We start from the raw sequence: 19,845 nt of genomic DNA on the forward strand, positions 1-19,845 counted from the left end.
TTCCGTTCCCTGACTAACGACCGTACGACCACGAACCCGATGGATCAACGTCGCCTCATCCTACTCCTGGTTTTCTCCCTTTCCCTGGTCATGCTGTGGGACGGGTGGATCAAACATAACCAACCCGCCGCGCCGGCACCTGTTGCCGCCGCTGCCAACTCCGGGGGGGCTTCGGTTCCCACGCCAAGTGCGCTCGCCGCGCCTGGTGCATCGGCACTGCCCGCAACTGCGGCCGCTTCGGCTGCGCCGACGGTGCGTGTGGTCACTGACCTGATGCGTGCCGACGTGTCCGCCGAAGGCGGCAGCATCGTCCGGCTCGAGTTGGTGAAACACAAATCCACCGCCGATCATGAGCGTGGCTTCCTGTTGTTCGACAACGGCGAGGTTCACCGCTATTCGGCCGAGTCCGGCCTGATCGGTACCGATCTCCCCACTCACCGTACGGTGTTCGCGCTGCCCGAAGGCGAACAGGTGATGAAGGACGGCGAGGACACCCTGGTGCTGCGCCTCGAGGCGCCGGAACAGAACGGGGTCAAGGTCACCAAGGTGATGACCTTCCATCGTGGCAGCTATCTGGTGAATGTCGATTACGAGATCGCCAACGGCAGCGGCGACCCCGTCTCCGGCCATGCCTACTTCCAGCTCACGCGTGACGGCGAGCCGGCAGAGCAGGTGCAGGCTTTCGGCGTGACAACCTTCACCGGTCCGGCGTTCTACACCGATGCGGCCAAGTTCCAGAAGGTTCATTTCGAGGAGATCGCCGAGGGCAAGGCCAAGTTTGCCAAGACCGCACCCGATGGCTGGGTGGCGATGGTCCAGCACTACTTCGTCAGCGCCTGGTTGCCTGAGGTCGGTGTCGAGCGCGAGTTCTTCGCCCGCAAGGTTGCCAATGGCCTGTACTCGGCCGGCGTGATCCTGCCGGTCGATGCGATTGCACCGGGTGCGAGCGGTACGGCGGAGTCCCGCCTGTATGTCGGCCCGCAGGAGCAGGACAAGCTGCAGGACATCGCCCCCGGACTCGATCTGGTGGTCGACTACGGCTGGCTGACCGTGATTGCTGCGCCGCTGTTCTGGGTGCTGTCGTGGCTGCACGACATGCTCGGCAACTGGGGCTGGGCCATCATTCTGGTGACGGTCCTGCTGAAGCTGCTGTTCTTCCCGCTGTCCGCAGCCAGCTACAAGTCGATGGCGAAGATGCGCGTACTCGGCCCCCGCATGCAGCGCATGAAGGAGCTGTACGGCGACGACAAGGCCAAGATGCAGCAGGAGATGATGAATCTCTACCGCACCGAGAAGATCAACCCGCTCGGCGGTTGCCTGCCGATCCTGGTGCAGATTCCGGTGTTCATCGCGCTGTACTGGGTACTGCTCGGTAGCGTGGAGATGCGTCAGGCGCCCTGGCTGGGCTGGATTCAGGATCTGTCCGCCAAGGACCCGTACTTCATCCTGCCGGTCATCATGGGTGCCTCCATGCTGATCCAGATGAAGCTCAACCCGACGCCGCCGGATCCGCTGCAGGCCAAGGTCATGATGGCAATGCCGATCGTGTTCACCTTCATGTTCCTGTGGTTCCCGTCCGGTCTGGTGCTGTACTGGGTTGTGAACAACATCCTGTCGATTGCACAGCAATGGCAGATTACGCGGATGATCGAGAGTGCCAAGGCCGGCAGCAAGCCCGCCTGACACCATCGCCGCGATTGCAACGGCGCCGGGCCGAGGAGGTGTCGGCGTCGTTCGCGTTTCCGGGGCGGGTCTTGCGCCATTTGCGCGCGAACTGACCGGACGCGATCCCCAGCCCCGGCTTGCGGCATTCAGCCGCTTTCTTGGGGCGAAGGGCGAGCCCATCGATGAAGGGCTTCTGATTTACTTCCGTGCGCCCGCTTCGTTTACCGGCGAGGACGTGATCGAACTGCAGGGCCATGGCGGCCCGGTGGTGATGCAGATGTTGCTCGATCGCTGCCTCGCACTGGGCGCGCGACTGGCCGAGCCCGGTGAATTCACCCGGCGTGCCTTTCTCAACGGCAAGCTCGATCTGGCCCAGGCCGAAAGCGTGGCAGACCTGATCGAGGCGTCTACCGCCGCCGCCGCGCAGTCGGCCGTTCGCTCCCTGTCCGGCCGCTTCTCGCAGGAAATCCATCTTATCAAGGACGCGTTGATCGACTTGCGCATGCTCGTCGAGGCAACGCTGGACTTTCCCGAAGAGGAAATCGACTTCCTCGAAAAGGCCAGGGCGCTGCCGCGTCTGGCCTCGATTCGCGAGCAGCTCGAAGGTGTGCTTGACCGCGCGCGTCAGGGGGCACTGCTGCGCAGCGGCCTCAACGTGGTCCTGGCGGGCGCGCCGAACGTCGGCAAGTCGAGTCTGCTCAATCAGCTTGCAGGCGAGGATCGTGCAATCGTCACCGAGGTGGCCGGCACGACCCGCGATGCCTTGCGCGAAACCATACAGATCGAAGGCATTCCGCTGCACGTCATCGATACGGCGGGCTTGCGCGATACCAGCGATGTGGTGGAGCGCATCGGTATCGAACGCACCCGGCGCGAACTCGAGCGTGCCGATGTGGTGCTGCGCCTCGTCGACGCCGGTCGCCCGGGCGAAACCGAGGGCGGTACGGATATCGATCTCGATCTTCTTCCCGGCGTTGAATGCATCACCGTCATCAACAAGATCGACTTGTGCAATCTTGACCCGGCACGGGTTGAGCACGACGGTCGAGTCGAACTGCACGTTTCGGCGCGGGAAGGCCTGGGGATCGATCTGTTGCGCAAGGAGCTGCTGCGAGTGGCGGGGTGGCATGCGCATGGCGAAGACGTGATTCTTGCGCGCGAACGTCATCTGCTGGCATTGCGGGCGGCGCTCGCGCATGTGCGCCTGGCTGGAGATCAGCTTTCAGCGCTCGAACTCTTTGCCGAGGAGCTGCGACTTGCCGGGGAACGACTTGGCGAGATTACCGGAGAGTTCTCGGCTGACGATCTCCTCGGGGTGATCTTTTCGAGGTTCTGCATCGGAAAGTGACCACCGTGCATTCATGATGCGCATGTCATCATATGCCGCGGCATGCCGCGTATCTCCGGTTTTCGGGCTTCGGCGGCGGTGTTCGCGCCCTTCGTTCCTATTTTTCTGACTGGTGATCCATGACCCGACCCGATCCGTTCCTGCGGCCACTGCGTCATGTCGACGATGCGAATCTGGTCGTCGCTGAGGTCGAGGCACTGCTTGCACAGGCGGGCCTGAGTTTTCGGCACGCACCACCGGTACCGACAACGTGTTGCGGACGCGGTTGTAACGGCTGTGTTTGGGAAGGCTACTTTTTCGCTTTGCGTTACTGGCGAGAGCAGGCGGCGGAACTGCTCGCGAGCGCCGCTGTTCGGCCTGCTGTCGCGCATGTGCGACCGGAGATTGAATGATGAGCTGGAGCCCGGACCGATATCTCGGTTTTCACGATTTGCGTCTGCGTCCGGCACTCGACCTCATGGGGCGGATCGCCATGACGCCGCCTCGCACCATCGTCGATCTTGGCTGTGGTCCCGGGAATGTGTCCCCGCTTCTCTTGCAGCGCTGGCCCGATGCGAACCTGACCGGCGTCGATCAGTCGGCCGCAATGCTGGTGCGGGCGCGCGCCGTGCTCCCGCGCGCGCAATGGGTCGAGGCAGATATTTCATGCTGGCAGCCGGATGCGCCGGTCGACCTGGTGTTTTCAAACGCGGCCTTGCATTGGGTCGGCGATCATCCGGCGCTGTTCGCGCGACTGGCGGCGATGCTTGAGTCGGATGGTGTTCTGGCTGTGCAGATGCCGGCGAATTTTTCCGCGCCGTCCCATCGACTGATCCGGGATCTGGCGGCGAGCGCCGAATGGGAGGGCGCGTTAGCGCAAGTGCGAATGGGTGAGGTGCTTGAGCCAGAAGTATATCAGTCGCTGCTTTCGGCACACTTCGAAGAGCTTGAGCTGTGGGAGACAACCTACTACCAGCGGCTTTCCGGTGAGGATGCGGTTTTCGAGTGGCTGGCGGGGAGTACCCTCGTTCCGTATTTTGCCTGCCTGAGTGAGGCGCAAACGAGGGCTTTTGTTTTGCAGCTGAAGCCGATGCTGGCCTCGGCCTATCCGGCCCGACCTGATGGTTCGGTGCTTTTCCCTTTCAAGAGGCTGTTCATGCTTGCGCGTGGGCCTGTACATCGTGTTCCACGTGAAACATGTTAATTGATTCGAGCGCTCTGTATCTGGTTCTTGCTATCGGTGCGTTCTGCGCCGGGTTCATTGATGCTGTCGTCGGCGGTGGAGGGCTGGTACAGATACCGGCCCTCTTTGCGGCCTTTCCTTCGGTTCAGCCCGCCGTGCTCTTCGGCACGAACAAGATCGCAAGCATCATCGGGACCACGAGCGCAGCCATCCAGTACGGGCGTCGTGTAACCATACCGTGGCGCATTGCCATACCTGGTGCGGTCGGTGCGCTGGTCGGCTCATGGTATGGCGCAAAGGCCGTGGCCTACATGCCGCCGACGGTGTTGCGCCCCCTCATCCTGGTGCTGCTGATTCTGGTGGCCGGCTATACCTTCATGCGCAAGGACCTTGGCTCCATCTCGCGTGAGGGGCCACATGACTTTCGGGCGACCCTGACCGCTGCGGCGATCGGCCTCGTGCTCGGGTTCTACGATGGATTCTTCGGTCCCGGAACTGGCAGCTTCCTGATCTTTCTGTTCATCCGATTCCTCGGCATGGACTTCCTTCGCGCGTCGGTCACGGCGAAAATCGTCAACGTCGCAACGAACTTCGCGGCCATCGCGTACTTTGCAAACAACGTCGAGATTCTGTGGAAGCTCGGGCTGCTCATGGCTGCATGCAATCTTTGCGGCGCCGTCGTGGGCTCACGCACAGCGCTTCGTCATGGAACGGGATTTGTGCGTAAGATGTTCCTGGCAGTCGTGTCAGTCCTGATCGCAAAACTTGCATACGACACACTCGCAGCCCTGTAGTGCGACGTGTTTCACGTGAAACAGGGCACCAAACGCGAGAGAATGACTCGAAACGTACGAGCGACTTTCAGTTGCCCTTCGAGTGAAGGTGCGCAGACACCACCGCATGCAACAGTCCGGCGTTGCCGCTACCATTCCTTGAGAGAGCCGAAACCTTTCGGGTCGAGGCTCAGATCATCCATCGAAACAAGAAGACCATTGTGAATCGTCGTACCCAAACCCGCAGCCCCTCCAGCACCTCGCATGATCGACGCGGCTTGCCCCCGCGCGCGACGTCACGGCCCAGCCTGCCGCAGGACAGCCTCGCCTATGCGCTGAAGCAGGCATCCACGCTGGTTGCGGGCGTGCTTGAGGGTGGCAACCTGACCGACGGCTACGAGGCCATGCTCAGCGCCAACCCGAGCTGGCCGGACGCGACTCGCGGTGCGGTCCGTGACCTTACCTGGTCTACCTTGCGTGAGTTCGGTCGGGGAGACGCGGTGCTGCGGCATTATCTGCACAAGCCGCTGCCGACCTATCTCCATGCGCTGCTCCTGGTCGCACTCTACCGTCTGGAGCAGCGCCCGGCCCAGTCGCACACGCTGGTCGATCAGGCCGTAGAGGCTGCAGCCGCTGAGGTGCCTGCGCTCAAGGGTGTCATCAATGGCGTGCTGCGGAACGTGCTGCGCGAGACCATGAAGCTCGAAGGCTGGCGCGACGCGGATATCGAAGCACGCTACGCCTGTCCGCAATGGTGGATCGCGCGCGTGCGATACGATCATCCTGCAGACTGGGAAGCGATTCTCCAGGCCGGCAATCTGCATCCGCCGATGTCATTGCGCGTGAACGCGCGCCGTGCTTCGGTCGAAGACGTCTTTGCAGCGCTTGAGAAAGCCGGGATCCCGGCCCGAAAACTGGAAAACGGTGCAATCCTGCTGGCGCATCCCGTACCGGTGCAGCGCCTGCCGGGCTTCGCCGAAGGTCTGGTGTCGGTGCAGGATGCCGGGGCGCAATGGGCGGCACAATGGCTCGGTGCAGTCGATGGCGAGCGCGTGCTCGATGCCTGCGCAGCGCCGGGTGGAAAGAGCGCGCACCTGCTCGAGCGTGCCGACATCGATCTCACCGCCCTCGAACTCGACCCGACGCGGGCCGCACGCGTACGGACAAATCTCGACCGGCTCGGACTCACTGCTCGCATCACGGTTGCCGACTGCCGGCGCTTGAACACCTGGTGGGACGGAGAACCCTTCGACCGCATTCTTGCCGACGTTCCGTGTTCTGCGTCGGGTGTGGTTCGCCGTCACCCCGACATAAAATGGTTGCGTCGAAACGAGGATATCCCGCGCTTTGCCGCACAGCAGGCAGAAATTCTGGATGCGCTTTGGCAGACGCTGGCGCCCGGTGGCACAATGCTCTACGTGACGTGCTCGGTGTTCGACGAAGAGAACCGTCGCCAGATCGATGCATTTCTTGCCCGCCATCCGGATGCCGAAACGCATGCCATTGATGCCAGCGACACGCGTTCCCTGCCACCGACTGCCGATCATGACGGCTTCTACTATGCGCGCCTGCGCAAACTTCGCTAGTCTCTTTCGCCAGCTGTTTCTGACGCTGGCACTGCTGTCGCTGCCGGCCTTCGGGGCAGACGACAGCCAGATCACCTTTGCCGAGATCGTGCCGGGGGAGGGTGGCTACGTACTGAATGCCGACATCGAACTCGATATCAACCCACGATTGACTGACGCCATTACCCGCGGCGTCGCCCTCCATTTCGTGGCTGAACTGTTGGTCGAGCGACCGCGCTGGTACTGGCTGAACGAGGTCGTGGTTGAGCGCGAACTCAACTACCGCATCTCGTACCACGCCATCACCCGCAGCTACCGTCTGTCGATCGGTGCCTTCCACCAGAGCTTCGACAATCTGGATTCCGCCTTGCTGACCATGCAACGCATCCGCAACTGGCAGATTGCCGGCGCCGATGAACTCGCGCCGGGCGTCTCGCACGAGGTATCGCTCCGCTTCCGTCACGATACCGCGCAGTTGCCCAAGCCCTTCCAGGTCACGGCGATCGGGAGCCGCGACTGGAATGTCGGCACCGAGTGGTTGCGCTGGACCTTCCTGCCCGGGGCGGCGACCTCGCGATGAAACGCGTTGCGCTTGCGATCATTGCCGCCATTGCCGGCATATCGCTCTATCTGCTGACCTCGGCCAGTGCGAATTCCGACCTGTTCGCCGATCGCTATCCGTATCTGCTGGCGCTCAACGGCGTGGTCGCCGTGGGGCTTGCCGGGCTGGTCGGGGTGCAGCTGCGCTCGCTGTGGCGGGAGTACCGCGCGCGCAAATTCGGTTCCCGTCTCAAGTACCGCATGATGATGATGTTCGCGCTGATGGCGCTGCTGCCCGGTCTCGTCGTATACGCCGTGTCGCTGCAGTTTGTCGTGCGCAGCATTGAGTCCTGGTTCGACGTCCGCGTCGACTCGGCGCTTGAAGGGGGCATCGCGCTGGGGCAGAACGCCCTCGATTATCTGGTGAGCCAGGTCAACGCCAAGGCCGGCGACATGGCGCTCGATCTCGAGGGTTTCGAGACCGTGTCGCCTGCGACCCTCAGCCGCCTGCGCGAGACGGCGGGCGTGAGCAACGCCACGGTGCTGGCGCCCAACGGTCAGGTTGTCGCCACCGCCAGTGACGGCGGCGTCGCCTTGCTGCCTGATCTGCCCTCCTCGGCGCAGTTGCGCCAGGCACGACAGAGTCGCAGCGTCAGCACGGTGGACAGCCATCCGGATGGACGCCTGGTGATTCGGGTTGTGGTGCCGATCCCGACGCGCTCGATTCTGAGCGAACCGCAGCTGCTGCAGCTGACCCAGCCCGTGCCGGATACCTTTTCCCGCCACGCAGAGGCCGTACAGGAGGCTTATCGGGACTACCAGCAGCTCACCCTTGGGCGCGACGGTCTGAAGCGCATCTACAGCCTTACATTGACCCTGACCCTGCTGCTCGCCCTGCTCACCGCAATGGCGGTTGCCTTCGTGCTGGCGCGCAGGCTGGCTGCGCCGCTGCTGATCCTGGCTGAAGGCACCCAGGCCGTGGCGCAGGGCGACTATCGCCCGCGCCAGGCCTTGCCGGCACGGGACGAGCTCGGCGTCCTGACCCAATCCTTCAACCAGATGGTGCGCCAGCTTGAAGACGCCCGCGCGGCCGCGGACCGCAACCGTGCGGCAGTCGAAGCCGCGCGTGCCTACCTGGAAAGCGTGCTCGCCAACCTTTCGACCGGTGTGCTCGCCTTCGCGGGCAACGGCACCCTGCGCGCGGCAAACCGCGGTGCGATGGACATCCTTGCCGATGATCTCGCCGGTTTCGAAGACATCGCGCTTGCCGACTGGGTGCGTCACGGAGTGTTGCGCGACGCGCTGCTGGAAGGCTTTGCGGCGCATGAGAGCGACTGGCACGAGCAGATCGAGATCCCTTCGCCGGACAGCACCCCGCTGACGCTGCTGGTGCATGGCTCGCGCCTGCCGGAGAGTACGGGCGGTGGCCTGGTGGTCGTGTTCGACGACATCACCCGGCTGGTCGATGCACAGCGCACCGCCGCCTGGGCAGAGGTCGCCCGCCGCCTGGCGCACGAGATCAAGAACCCGCTGACACCGATCCAGCTCTCGGCCGAACGTCTGGCGCTGAAGCTTGCAGATCAGCTCGACGAAGACGGCAAGGCCATGCTCGAGCGCGCGACGCGGACGATCGTGAATCAGGTCGAGGCAATGAAGAATCTGGTCAATGCCTTCAGGGACTATGCGAGACTGCCTGCGCCGGAGCTGGTCGCGCTCGACCTTGCAGCGCTGATGCGGGAAGTGCTGCACCTTTACGAAAGCGCTGCGGTGCGCATCCGCCTGCAGGTCGGAGACGACCTGCCCAAGGTATTGGGCGACGCTTCGCAGATTCGCCAGATCATTCACAATATGCTGCAAAATGCGCAGGATGCGGTGCTCGGCAAAGACGACGCCGAGATCACGCTGCTTGCACGCGCTGACGGCGACCGGGTCTTGCTGGTCTGCCGTGACAACGGTCCGGGTTTCCCGGCCGAGATTCTCGCCCGTGCCTTCGAGCCCTATTTCACTACCAAGTCAAAGGGAACCGGACTCGGTCTGGCGATGGTGAAAAAGATCGTGGCTGAGCACGGGGGCGAAATACGAATTGCCAATCGCGACATCGGCGGAGCCGAAGTACGCATTCGTCTGCGGACGATCCTGACAAACGGTGAACACTGAACCATGGCCAAGCTACTCATCGTTGATGATGAAATGGGAATCCGGGAATTGCTCTCGGAGATCCTGCGTGACGAAGGGCACGACATCCAGCTCGCGGAGAACGCGGCAGCGGCGCGCGCAGCGCGCAATGCAGAGCGCCCCGACATGGTCCTGCTCGACATCTGGATGCCCGACACCGACGGCATCACCCTGCTCAAGGAATGGTCGGCCAACGGCCAGCTGAACATGCCGGTGGTGATGATGTCCGGCCACGGCACCATCGACACGGCGGTCGAGGCGACCCGCATTGGCGCCATCGACTATCTGGAAAAGCCGATCGCATTGCAGAAGCTGCTGGCCTCGGTAAAGCGCGGCCTGCAGCGCCCGGTCGCAAGTGGCGCGCCGGCACCGCTGACGCTTGCGGCCTTTACGCGCTCTGCGCCGCTGCGCGAGCTCAAGCGGCGGATCGAGCAGATCGCGGACAGTTCGAGAGTGCTCCTGCTGCGCGTCGGTGGAGGCAGCCTGGCCGAACTGGTCGCGCGCAGCCTGCAGGCCGGCGGCGCACCCTGGCTCGACCTCACGGCGGTCAATGTGCCGCTGGACATCAACCAGCTGCAGGCGAGCCAGGGCGGGCTGCTGTATGTCGCCGAGCTCGCACGATTGTCGCGTGCGCAGCAGAAGAATCTCGCCTTCGCGCTCGAGCGCCTGGACCGCTACGACCTGCGTCTGGTGGTGGCCACCGAGCGCAGTCACGATGCACTGCTCAGCGAGGGCTGGGACGAGGCCGTGCTCGACCGCCTGTTCGAGATCAGCCTGGCGCCACCGGCAATGAGTGACATCCGTGACGATCTGCCCGAGCTTGCAGCACAGGTGCTGCTGCATCTGGTCGAAGCGAACGATGTGCCGCTGCGCCGGTTTTCCACGGCTGCGCTCAATCACCTGCGCACGCACAACTGGACCGGAGGCTATGGCGAATTGCGCGCCGCGGTGAGATCGCTGGCGCTGGCAACGCTCGAAGAGGAGATCGGCCTGCCCGAAGTGCGACGTCTGCTTGCGCCCAATCCCGATGCGGCGGCGAGTGCGATTCCGCTCGACCAGCCGCTGCGTGAAGCCCGTGAAGCGTTCGAGCGCATGTACTTCGAACACCATCTCAGACTCGAGAGCGGCAACATGACGCGCCTTGCCGAGAAGACCGGGCTGGAGCGCACGCATCTCTATCGCAAGCTCAAACAACTGGGCCTGCAGGCAGGCAGGCGGCACGAGGAAAACTGATGCTCAAGGGATAGGCCGCGTGGGCGCGACGGGGGCCGCATCGATACGCAGGTTGCTGCATTGCAACATTCTGTTTCATGTCGATGAAACACCGCGTAGAATCGGCCGCTCTTGCGTTCATCTGGGGCTATCCCGTTGAAAGTCATCATTCTTGGTGCCGGCCAGGTCGGTGCGTCGGTTGCTGAAAATCTGGTATCTGAAGCCAACGACATCACCCTTGTCGACACCAGTGCAGACTACCTCGCGGAATTGCGCGAACGGCTGGAAGTACGCACGGTGTGCGGTAACGCTGCGTCGCCATCGGTCCTGCGTGAAGCGGGTGCGGAAGACGCCGATCTGCTGATCGCGGTGACACAGTCGGACCAGACCAACCTGTGCGCCTGCCGCGTGGCCAAGGCCTTGTTCAATCTGCCCACGCGGATCGCGCGCCTGCGCTCGACCGACTATGTCGACCACCCCGAGCTCCTCGACGAAAATAACTTCGCGGTCGATTTCTCGATCTGTCCGGAGCAGATCGTCACCGATCACATCAAGCGTCTGATTGCCTTTCCCGAGGCGCTGCAGGTGCTGGATTTTGCCGATGGCGTGGTCAGCCTGATCGGTGTCCGTGCGTTCGAGGGCGGACCCCTGGTGGGGCATCCGCTCAAGGCGCTGCGCTTTCACCTGCCCAACGTCGAGGTGCGCATTGCCGCCATCTACCGCAATGGCGAGCCGATCATTCCCGAGGGCGACACGGTGATCGTCCCCGGCGACGAAGTGTTCTGTCTGGCAGCGACCGTGCATATCCGGCAGGTCATGCGGGAACTGCGCCGCACCGACAAGCCGATGCGCAGGATCATGATTGCCGGCGGCGGTAACATCGGCTTCCGCCTCGCACGCTCGATCGAGAACGACTATCACGTCAAGATTCTCGAGGTCGACAAGCGCCGGGCCGAGATGCTGGCAACCCAGCTCAGCCATACCCTGGTGCTGCGGGGTGACACAACCGACGAGAAGCTGCTCGAGAACGAGGGGATCGACGAGACCGATCTGTTCGTGGCGCTGACCAACGATGAAGAAGACAACATCATGTCCGCTTCACTGGCCAAGCGCATGGGCGCGCGCCGCACGCTGGCGCTGATCAACCGCAAGAGCTACGTTGACCTGGTGCAGGGTGGGCCGATCGACATCGCGATCTCGCCTGCACACACCTCCATCGGATCGCTGCTTGCGCATGTGCGTCGTGGCGATGTGGTGGCGGTCCATAGCCTTCGCCGCGGGGCCGCCGAGGCGCTCGAGATCATTGCGCACGGCAAGCCCAAGGACTCCAAGGTGGTGGGTCGTCGCATCGACGAGATCACTCTTCCCAAGGGGGCGACGATTGGCGCCATCGTGCGTGACGAACGGCGCGGTGGCGACGGCAAGGTGATCCGGCGGATGGTGATCATTCCCCACCATGACACGCTGATTGAGAACGAGGATCACGTGATCGTGTTCTGTACCCACAAGAATCTGGTGAGCAAGGTCGAGAAGCTGTTCCAGGTCAGTTTCACCTTCCTTTAAGTTCATGTACTCGTCCCCGGTGCGCGCCTACTACCCTGCCCTCAACGCGCTTGGCCTGATCATCGTGATCTTTGCCTTGCTGATGCTGTTCCCGTTGTCGGTTTCGTTCTGGCTCGATGACGGTGCAACCATGGCCTACGATCAGGCGATCGTGGTGACCCTGCTGTGCGGCGCGCTGCTGTGGCTGGGGACGCGCGGGCGTCGTCGCGACCTGCGGGTGCACGACGGTTTTCTTCTGGTTGCGTCCACCTGGGTGGTACTGCCGGTCTTCGGCGCGCTGCCCTTGCTGGGCTACCTTCCGCACCTGTCTCTGGTGGACGCGTACTTCGAAGCGGTATCAGGCCTGACGGCGAGCGGCGGGACGATCCTCACCGGGCTTGACGACCTGCCGACCTCGATCAACCTGTGGCGCACCTTCATGCACTGGATCGGCGGCATGGGGGTGATCGTGCTGGTGGTCGCCATTCTCCCCCTGCTCGGCATCGGTGGCCGGCAGCTGTTCAAGGCCGAGGTGCCCACGCCGATGAAGGAGAGCAGTCTCACGCCCCGCATCGCGGAGACGGCCAAGGGCTTGTGGCTCACCTACATCCTGCTAACCGTCGGCTGTGGCTTCAGCCTCTGGTTCGCCGGCCTGGAAGGCTGGGATGCGGTCATCCATGCCTTCTCGGTCGCGGGGCTGGGCGGCTTTTCGAGCAAGGACGCCTCGCTCGGACACTTCCACAATCTCGATGTGGAGATGGTGGCCATGGTGTTTGCGCTGGCTTCCGCGCTCAACTTTGCCACCCACTATCTGGCCTTGTCGCGGCGCTCACTGCTGCCCTACTTCCGCGACCCCGAGATTCCCTTCTTCTTCGCAGTCCTGATCGTCAGCATCCTGCTGCTGACGTTCTACCTGATGCAGTTCAACGTGCATGCCGACCTGGCCACCACCTTGCGCTATGTGTCCTTTCATGTGGTGTCGATCTCCACCTCGCTGGGTCTGGCGACCTACGATTACACGCTGTGGCCGATGTTCGCGCAGATCTGGGTGCTGTTCCTGGGGAGCTTCATTGCGTGCTCGGGTTCGGCCGGCGGCGGGATCAAGATGATGCGTGCGATCATCCTGTACAAGCAGGTGTTTCGCGAGATCATCCGTTCGCTTCATCCCAATGCGGTGCGCCCGGTCCTGATGGGCAAGCAGCCCGTCTCCGAGGGCATTCTCCACGCGGTGCTCGGCTTCAGCTTCATGTACATGGTCAGCATCGTGTCGCTGACCCTGCTGCTGTCGGCCAGTGGCCTCGAACTGATCACCGCGTTTTCAGGGGTGGTGGCCTGTCTCAACAACACCGGCCCGGGGCTCGATGCCGTGGGTCCGGCCTCCAACTATCAGTCGCTCAATGATTTTCAGACAGCGGTGCTGTCGTTCACGATGATCCTGGGGCGGCTCGAGATCTTCACCTTGCTGGTGGTCATGACGCCGGCATTTTGGCGCCGGTAAGGTCACCTGCGCACGCGTATCGGGGCGCTGTGACGGCCCGCCGTTTGCTGCTGGCCTGCCTGCGTCTGGCTCCTTTCCGGATGTCCAAACTGACGGTGCTCAACCCATCCGGGCCCGTGACAGGCGATAATCACGCCTTGTTGCCAATCGGCTGGAAAAGAGGACTCGACGTGAGCCGCCCTAAGAACGACACTTTCCTGCGCGCCCTGCTGCGCCAGCCCACCGAATACACGCCCGTGTGGCTGATGCGCCAGGCCGGACGCTACCTGCCGGAATACTGCGAGACGCGCAAGCGTGCGGGCAGCTTCCTGCAGCTGTGCAAGAGCCCGGCCATGGCCTGTGAAGTCACGCTGCAACCGCTGGCACGCTATGACCTCGATGCCGCGATCCTGTTCTCCGATATCCTGACGGTGCCGGACGCGATGGGGCTGGGGCTGTACTTTGCCGAAGGCGAGGGGCCGCGCTTCGAGCGCCCGCTGCGCGAAGAGTGGGAGATCCGCAACCTGTTTGCACCCGATCCTCACGTCGAGCTGCAGTACGTCATGGATGCCGTGGCCGAGATCCGTCGCGCGCTCGATGGCAGCGTCCCCCTCATCGGTTTCTCCGGCAGCCCGTGGACGCTGGCGTGCTACATGGTCGAAGGCGGTTCGTCGGACGACTATCGCAAGGTCAAGAGCATGGCCTACAGCCGGCCTGACCTGATGCACCACATCCTGAGCGTGACTGCCGACGCGGTGGTCAAATACCTCAACGCCCAGATCGAAGCGGGCGCCCAGGCCGTCATGGTGTTCGACTCCTGGGGCGGGGTGCTGTCGGAGGCCGCGTACAAGGAGTTCTCCCTGCCCTATCTCGAAAAGGTCGTGTCAGGCCTGATTCGCGAGCGCGATGGCGAGCGTGTGCCGAGCATCGTATTCACCAAGGGCGGCGGACTGTGGCTGGAGTCGATTGCCGGTATCGGCAGCGACGCGGTCGGGCTGGACTGGACCATGGACATTGGCCGCGCCCGACAGCTGGTGGGCGACAAGGTGGCCTTGCAGGGCAACCTCGACCCCAACGTGCTCTTCGCACCGCCAGAGGTTGTTGCAGCCGAAACCCGCAAGGTGATCGACGCTTTTGGCGCGCATCCTGGCCACGTCTTCAACCTTGGTCATGGCATTTCGCAGTTCACGCCGCCGGAGAATGTGGCGGTGATGGTCGATACGGCGCATGAACATAGCCGCATCGTGCGCGCTCAAGGCTGAACGGGCGTTTTCTGACGGCACAGGAGGGGGTAACTTCGCTTACTACTTCCGGTGCATGTCAACAAAAAAAAGTGGGTTTTTCGCTTGACTTATGCACACGGAAGCCATTTGGGTAAAAATATTCACCGAAATAGTGCGCATATGCGATGAAATTTTCAAGCTGTTGATTTATAAGAATAAAAACGTTGCACTATGTTAAGGCAAAGTGACAGAAGTGCTTGTTTCACGCCGGTTTCAGCCCGATTTACCCTGGTTTCCCACAAAGTTATCCACAGCTTTTGTGGACAAGACGAAGGGGGGTTTAGCGGCAAGTGTTTAGCGCTGTTTTCCGCGTATCGGCTTCAACTTTCAACGCTAAATCACTGAAATAAAAGAGCTATTCTGGATACATCGCGATTCCCCATGCCGATCATACGCGTTGCACTGCCTCTGCCGATTCCACAACTGTTTGATTACATTGCAGAAGATGCAGTTCATTCAGATATTGGACGGTGTGTGCGCGTGCCCTTCGGACGTGGGGAAAAGAGCGGATTGATCGTTTCCCTGCCCGCCGAGGCGGATGTTGACTGCAGCCGCCTCAAGGTGGTGAGTCATGTTCAGCGTGAGGTGCCGGCTCTTCCGGCCGACTGGCTCGAACTCGTCGGTTTCGTTGCGCGCTACTATCACGCCCCACTGGGCGAAGTCGTCGCCCTGGCCCTGCCGCCGGGCCTGCGTCGTGCGGACGGGGTGAGTGGAGAGGATGTCGACCCCTTGCTCGAACTCTCCGCCGCAGGTCGTGCCGCACTCGCAGAGGCGCGGCGCGAGAGCCGTGCGCTGACGCTGCTGAAGGCGACCGAGGCGCTGGGCGGGCCCGCGCGGCGCAGCGCGGTACGGGCTCTTGACGCAGGCAGCGCGGTGGGCGACCTCATCCGGCGCGGCTGGCTGGTGCCACGTGACGATGGTGGCGGTCGGCATCTCGCTGCGGGCCGCCCCGAACTGACCGTGGAACAGGCCGCGGTGATCGATACCGTGGTCGCTTCCGGCACCGGCTTCCACGCCTGGTTGCTTCATGGCGTGACCGGCAGCGGCAAGACCGAAGTCTATCTGCGTCTCGCCGAACGGGCGCTGGCGGCTGGCGAGCAGGTGCTGATGCTCGTACCCGAAATTGCCCTGACGCCGCAGCTCGAGAACCGGGTGGCGCAGCGCTTTCCGGCAGCCAACGTTGTTAGCCTGCATTCTGGGCTTGCCGAAGGGGCGCGCTCGCGTGGCTTCGTCCAGGCCCTGAGCGGCCACGCGGACATCGTTCTCGGCACCCGGCTGTCGGTGTTTGCGCCCCTTCCCCGCCTTGGCATCATCCTGGTCGACGAAGAGCACGATGCCTCGTACAAGCAGCAGGAGGGCGTCCGCTATTCGGCACGCGATGTCGCCGTGTGGCGGGCGCGCCAGCGTGCTGTGCCGGTGCTGCTCGGCTCGGCCACGCCGTCGCTGGAGAGCTGGCAGCATGCCGGCAACGGGCGTTATGGTCTGCTGCGCCTGACGCATCGTGCGGTGGCGACGACCCTGCCCAAGGTGCGTGCGGTCGACATCCGGCGCATGAAGCTCGACGAAGGTCTCAGCCCGGCGCTGCACGCGGCGATTTCCGAGCGTCTGAAGCGGGGCGAGCAGAGCCTGGTGTTCATCAACCGCCGCGGCTACGCGCCGGTGCTGTCATGTCCGGCCTGTGGCTGGGTGAGCCGCTGCCCGCACTGCTCGGCCAACCTTGTCGTGCATCTGGCCGACCGGCGCCTGCGTTGCCACCACTGTGGCTGCGATGGCGGGATTCCGCATGCCTGCCCGAGCTGCGGCAATCAGGATATCCAGCCCTTCGGTCGCGGCACCCAGCGGATCGAGGCCAGACTGAACGAGCTCTTTCCCGAGGCCCGCGTGCTGCGCGTGGATCGCGATGCCGCGCGCACCCGTGCGCAATGGGAGGCGCTCCTCGACAAGATCGCTGCCGGCGAAGCAGACATCCTGGTCGGCACGCAGATGATGGCGAAGGGGCACGATTTTCCCAAGCTCACCCTGGTGGGCGTCGTCGGGGCAGATTCCTCGCTCCATGCGGCTGACTTCCGTGCGCCAGAGCGGCTCTTCCAGCAGCTGATGCAGGTCGGGGGGCGTGCGGGGCGTGGAAGTCTGCCGGGCGAGGTGCTGATTCAGACCGAGTACCCCGGCCACCTGCTCTATCAGCACCTCGGGCGCCATGATTTCGATGCCTTCGCCAAGATGGCGCTGGATGAGCGCAGGGTCGCCTGCTTTCCGCCATTCACGCACCAGGCCATGCTGCGGGCCGATGCACCGGCGCTGTCGGATGCAGTCGAGTTTCTGCAGCACGCCCGTCGTCTGGCGCAGTCGTGTGCGCCCGAGACCCTGCGCCTGTTCGATCCGGTGCCGATGCGCATGTCTAGGCTGGCACGCCGCGAGCGTGCGCAGTTGCTGGTCGAGGCGGACAGCCGTGCAGATCTGCAGGGCTTTCTGGGCCAGTGGATGACCATGCTCTACGCCCAGCGCACGCCGCGCGAGCTGCGCTGGCAGCTTGATGTGGATCCGCTCGATGTCTGAGCGTGCGCACCCGTTGGCGACAGACGTCAGATTTGGGGCAACCGGCACCGGGGCGCAGTCCGTTCGCACCGGATGATCCGCGGTCCGCAGGCGCGCAGGGCTAACGCGCTTCAGTGCCTGCCGGCCACAACCAGGCTGCGCCGCGCACGCCGGACGAGTCGCCATGACGGGCCGGCCGCAGCCGGGTAAGAATCTGATCGGAGAAGACGTGTTCGGCCCATCGTGCCGGCACATTGGCATACAGTCGCTCGAGCCTCGACAGGCCGCCGCCGAGGACGATCACGTCGGGATCGATGAGGTTGATCACCGTGCCCAGCGCGCGTGCCAGCCGCGCTTCATAGCGCTGCAGTGTGGCCTCGCTGGCCGCATCCCCCGCCGCCGCTGCGTCCGCGATTTCACGGGCGCTCAGTCCGCCGCCATGACGACGTGCATGATCGGCGGCAAGTCCGGGGCCGGAGAGATAGGTTTCGATGCAGCCGCGCCGGCCGCAATAGCACGGGGGGAGCGGCAGGTCGTCGGTGGTGGGCAGCGGCAGCGGGGAGTGCCCCCACTCGCCGGCAATGCCGTTGGCTCCCGCAAGAAGACGACCGCCCACGACCACCCCGCCACCGACGCCGGTACCGATAATGACGCCGAACACCGTTTCCGCCCCGGCACCTGCGCCGTCGGTGGCCTCGGAAACGGCAAAGCAGTTGGCGTCATTGGCGAGCCTGACCTCGCGCTCGAGCATGGCCTCGAGATCGCGCCGCAGCGGGCGTCCATTGAGACAGGTCGAGTTGGCGTTACGGATGCAGCCCGTCATCCGCGACAGCGAGCCCGGCGTGCCGACCCCGACACTGGTGCGCTCGCCCAGTCTGGCCTCGGCAAAGCCGACCAGTTCGACCAGGGTTTCGAGCGTGGCGCGGTAATCCCCCTGAGGCGTCGGTACGCGCCGGCGCAACAGTTCGCGCCCGTCGCTGGCAAGGGCAACGATCTCGATCTTCGTGCCCCCAAGGTCGATTCCGAGCCGGATCATGGCTTAGTCGCGGCTCATGCGTTCGATGCCGTCGCGGTACAGTTCCAGCGCTTCGTCGCGGCAGGTGGCACTGATGCCGAGGTCGTGCACCAGCCCGTCGTCCAGCCGGTAGCACCAGCCATGAATGCTGACATCCTGACCGCGCTCCCAGGCCTCGCGCAGCACCGATGTCTGGCTGATGCTGACGACCTGCTGCATCGCATTGAGTTCGCACAGACGGTCGACCCGGTCTGCGTGGTCTTCGACCGTGTTGAGCAGATTCTCGTGGCGGTCGCGGACATCCTGGACATGACGCAGCCAGTTGTCGGTGAGACCGATGCGATTGTCGTTGAGCGCGGCCTTGACCCCGCCGCAGCCATAGTGCCCCACGACGAGGATGTGCTTCACCCGCAGCACTGCCACTGCGTAATGGATGACGGACAGTGCATTGAGGTCGGTATGCACCACCACGTTGGCGATGTTGCGATGAACGAAGACCTCACCCGGAGCAAGACCGATGATCTGGTTGGCCGGAACGCGGCTGTCCGAACAGCCGATCCAGAGGTATTCGGGCGACTGCTGGTTTACAAGCCGGGCGAAGAACTCGGGGTCCTCGCTGTGCATGCGGTCCGACCAGTCCTTGTTGTTCTTGAAGAGGGGGTCGAGTTGATGGCTCATTCGTTGGTCCTGACGGAAAGTGAGCAATGAAATATGCTCATAATTATGAATTACTTGCTGTCTCCCCGCCACCGGACAGGCTTTCCGCCTTTATCCATTCCTCCGCGGATGGTGTTCCCGAATGCCATCTGACGTACCTGGCGCGTGTTCGGGTCATCACCATATGCCGAGGTCGATGAGTTGTTTGCTCGCCGCTTCCGACCAGCCGCGGTTGGCCGCGGGGCTTGCCGGACTGGGATGCAGGATGCGACCGAAGCGCAGGCCGGCAACGTCACCCAGCGCGCCCAGCGCGCGCTGTTCCGCCCACACGCCGATACCGATCACCCACTCCGGCTCCAGGGTGTCGACCAGGCGGCGCAGGTGTGCATCGCAGGCTGACAGCAGCGGGCGTTGTTCATGGGCCGGCAGCTTGTCCGGCGTGAGGTTGCGGCCGTCCTCGAAGAAGGCGAGGGGGCAGTAATTGGCGACGAAATGATTAGCGAAGAAGGCATCCGGCGTACCAAAACGGTCGCGAAACAGACCCCACAGCCGTTGCCCGCTGACCTCCGAGCGTTTGCAGGCAAAGCCTTCAACCGGTCGTTTCGGGTTGCTCTGCGCAGGCTGGCCCACCGGGCCTTCGAGCCCGAGCCAGTCGCGTGCGGTGCCGATTTCGCCAAACGGTACGCCGATCTGCGCCATGCCGAAGGGGCCGGGGTTCATGCCGATGAACACCACGCGTTTGCGCCCCTCGCCATAGCGCCTCAGATAGTTGTCGTGAATCTCGCCGGCGTAATCGAGCGGGTTGTAGACATGCGTGACCGGCGCTGCGAAGCGCATCCCGTCGACGGTGGCGGAGAGTTCGTGTGCGGCGGCAATCAGGGCGGAGGCAGTCATTG

General features: G+C 63.5%; 16 protein-coding genes. 13 read left to right on the forward strand and 3 right to left on the reverse strand.

The features are described from left to right. Positions 1 to 39: 39 nt before the first annotated feature. From yidC to AC22G6_RS16020, 13 genes are all read left to right on the forward strand, one after another. A complete protein-coding gene (gene yidC / locus AC22G6_RS15960; protein WP_487367574.1) occupies positions 40 to 1,683 on the forward strand; it encodes a membrane protein insertase YidC in 1,644 nt (547 codons plus the stop codon). Next, positions 1,655 to 3,013, forward strand: coding sequence for a tRNA uridine-5-carboxymethylaminomethyl(34) synthesis GTPase MnmE (mnmE, locus tag AC22G6_RS15965; protein ID WP_487367575.1), 1,359 nt, complete (start codon positions 1,655 to 1,657; stop codon positions 3,011 to 3,013). The genes yidC and mnmE overlap by 29 nt, the downstream gene beginning before the upstream one ends. A gap of 119 nt (positions 3,014 to 3,132) precedes the next feature. After that, entirely contained in the window at positions 3,133 to 3,405 is a 273-nt protein-coding gene (locus tag AC22G6_RS15970; protein ID WP_487367576.1) for an oxidoreductase-like domain-containing protein, read from the forward strand. Then, positions 3,402 to 4,196 carry a methyltransferase domain-containing protein gene (locus AC22G6_RS15975; RefSeq protein WP_487367577.1) on the forward strand — a complete coding sequence of 265 codons (795 nt, stop codon included), beginning with the start codon at positions 3,402 to 3,404 and terminating at the stop codon, positions 4,194 to 4,196. The genes AC22G6_RS15970 and AC22G6_RS15975 overlap by 4 nt, the downstream gene beginning before the upstream one ends. Then, positions 4,196 to 4,969, forward strand: coding sequence for a sulfite exporter TauE/SafE family protein (locus AC22G6_RS15980; protein WP_487367629.1), 774 nt, complete (start codon positions 4,196 to 4,198; stop codon positions 4,967 to 4,969). The genes AC22G6_RS15975 and AC22G6_RS15980 overlap by 1 nt, the downstream gene beginning before the upstream one ends. 287 nt (positions 4,970 to 5,256) lie before the next feature. Then, on the forward strand, positions 5,257 to 6,534 hold the full coding sequence (gene rsmB, locus AC22G6_RS15985; protein ID WP_487367630.1) for a 16S rRNA (cytosine(967)-C(5))-methyltransferase RsmB: 1,278 nt from the start codon (positions 5,257 to 5,259) through the stop codon (positions 6,532 to 6,534). Further along, the gene (locus AC22G6_RS15990; RefSeq protein WP_487367578.1) at positions 6,494 to 7,093 is read left to right on the forward strand and encodes a DUF4390 domain-containing protein; all 600 of its coding nucleotides are present in this window, start codon (positions 6,494 to 6,496) and stop codon (positions 7,091 to 7,093) included. Before rsmB ends, AC22G6_RS15990 begins: the two co-directional genes overlap by 41 nt. Next, positions 7,090 to 9,210, forward strand: coding sequence for a sensor histidine kinase (locus AC22G6_RS15995; RefSeq protein ID WP_487367579.1), 2,121 nt, complete (start codon positions 7,090 to 7,092; stop codon positions 9,208 to 9,210). The genes AC22G6_RS15990 and AC22G6_RS15995 overlap by 4 nt, the downstream gene beginning before the upstream one ends. Before the next feature lie 3 nt (positions 9,211 to 9,213). Continuing rightward, entirely contained in the window at positions 9,214 to 10,461 is a 1,248-nt protein-coding gene (locus AC22G6_RS16000; protein WP_108949901.1) for a sigma-54-dependent transcriptional regulator, read from the forward strand. A gap of 135 nt (positions 10,462 to 10,596) precedes the next feature. Further along, complete coding sequence (gene trkA / locus AC22G6_RS16005) at positions 10,597 to 12,003, forward strand: Trk system potassium transporter TrkA (protein ID WP_108949900.1); 1,407 nt, start codon at positions 10,597 to 10,599, stop codon at positions 12,001 to 12,003. Between the two features lie 19 nt (positions 12,004 to 12,022). Continuing rightward, a complete protein-coding gene (locus tag AC22G6_RS16010; protein ID WP_108951417.1) occupies positions 12,023 to 13,480 on the forward strand; it encodes a TrkH family potassium uptake protein in 1,458 nt (485 codons plus the stop codon). A 170-nt stretch (positions 13,481 to 13,650) separates the two neighbouring features. Further along, positions 13,651 to 14,721: a uroporphyrinogen decarboxylase gene (gene hemE, locus AC22G6_RS16015; RefSeq protein ID WP_487367580.1), complete on the forward strand. Its 1,071-nt coding sequence runs from the start codon at positions 13,651 to 13,653 to the stop codon at positions 14,719 to 14,721. A gap of 402 nt (positions 14,722 to 15,123) precedes the next feature. Further along, entirely contained in the window at positions 15,124 to 17,298 is a 2,175-nt protein-coding gene (locus AC22G6_RS16020) for a primosomal protein N' (RefSeq protein WP_487367581.1), read from the forward strand. Positions 17,299 to 17,398: 100 nt separating this feature from the next. Here the strand turns inward: AC22G6_RS16020 and AC22G6_RS16025 are convergent, their stop codons facing one another. The 3 genes from AC22G6_RS16025 to AC22G6_RS16035 form a co-directional block, all read right to left on the reverse strand. Then, positions 17,399 to 18,313, reverse strand: a complete 915-nt coding sequence (locus AC22G6_RS16025; RefSeq protein WP_487367582.1) for an ROK family protein — start codon at positions 18,311 to 18,313, stop codon at positions 17,399 to 17,401. A gap of 3 nt (positions 18,314 to 18,316) precedes the next feature. Then, positions 18,317 to 18,970, reverse strand: a complete 654-nt coding sequence (gene can, locus AC22G6_RS16030) for a carbonate dehydratase (protein WP_108949896.1) — start codon at positions 18,968 to 18,970, stop codon at positions 18,317 to 18,319. A 156-nt stretch (positions 18,971 to 19,126) separates the two neighbouring features. Further along, the gene (locus tag AC22G6_RS16035) at positions 19,127 to 19,843 is read right to left on the reverse strand and encodes a uracil-DNA glycosylase family protein (protein WP_487367583.1); all 717 of its coding nucleotides are present in this window, start codon (positions 19,841 to 19,843) and stop codon (positions 19,127 to 19,129) included. Positions 19,844 to 19,845: the final 2 nt, after the last annotated feature.

It is taken from the genome of Parazoarcus sp. PS-13 R2A (assembly GCF_057621855.1).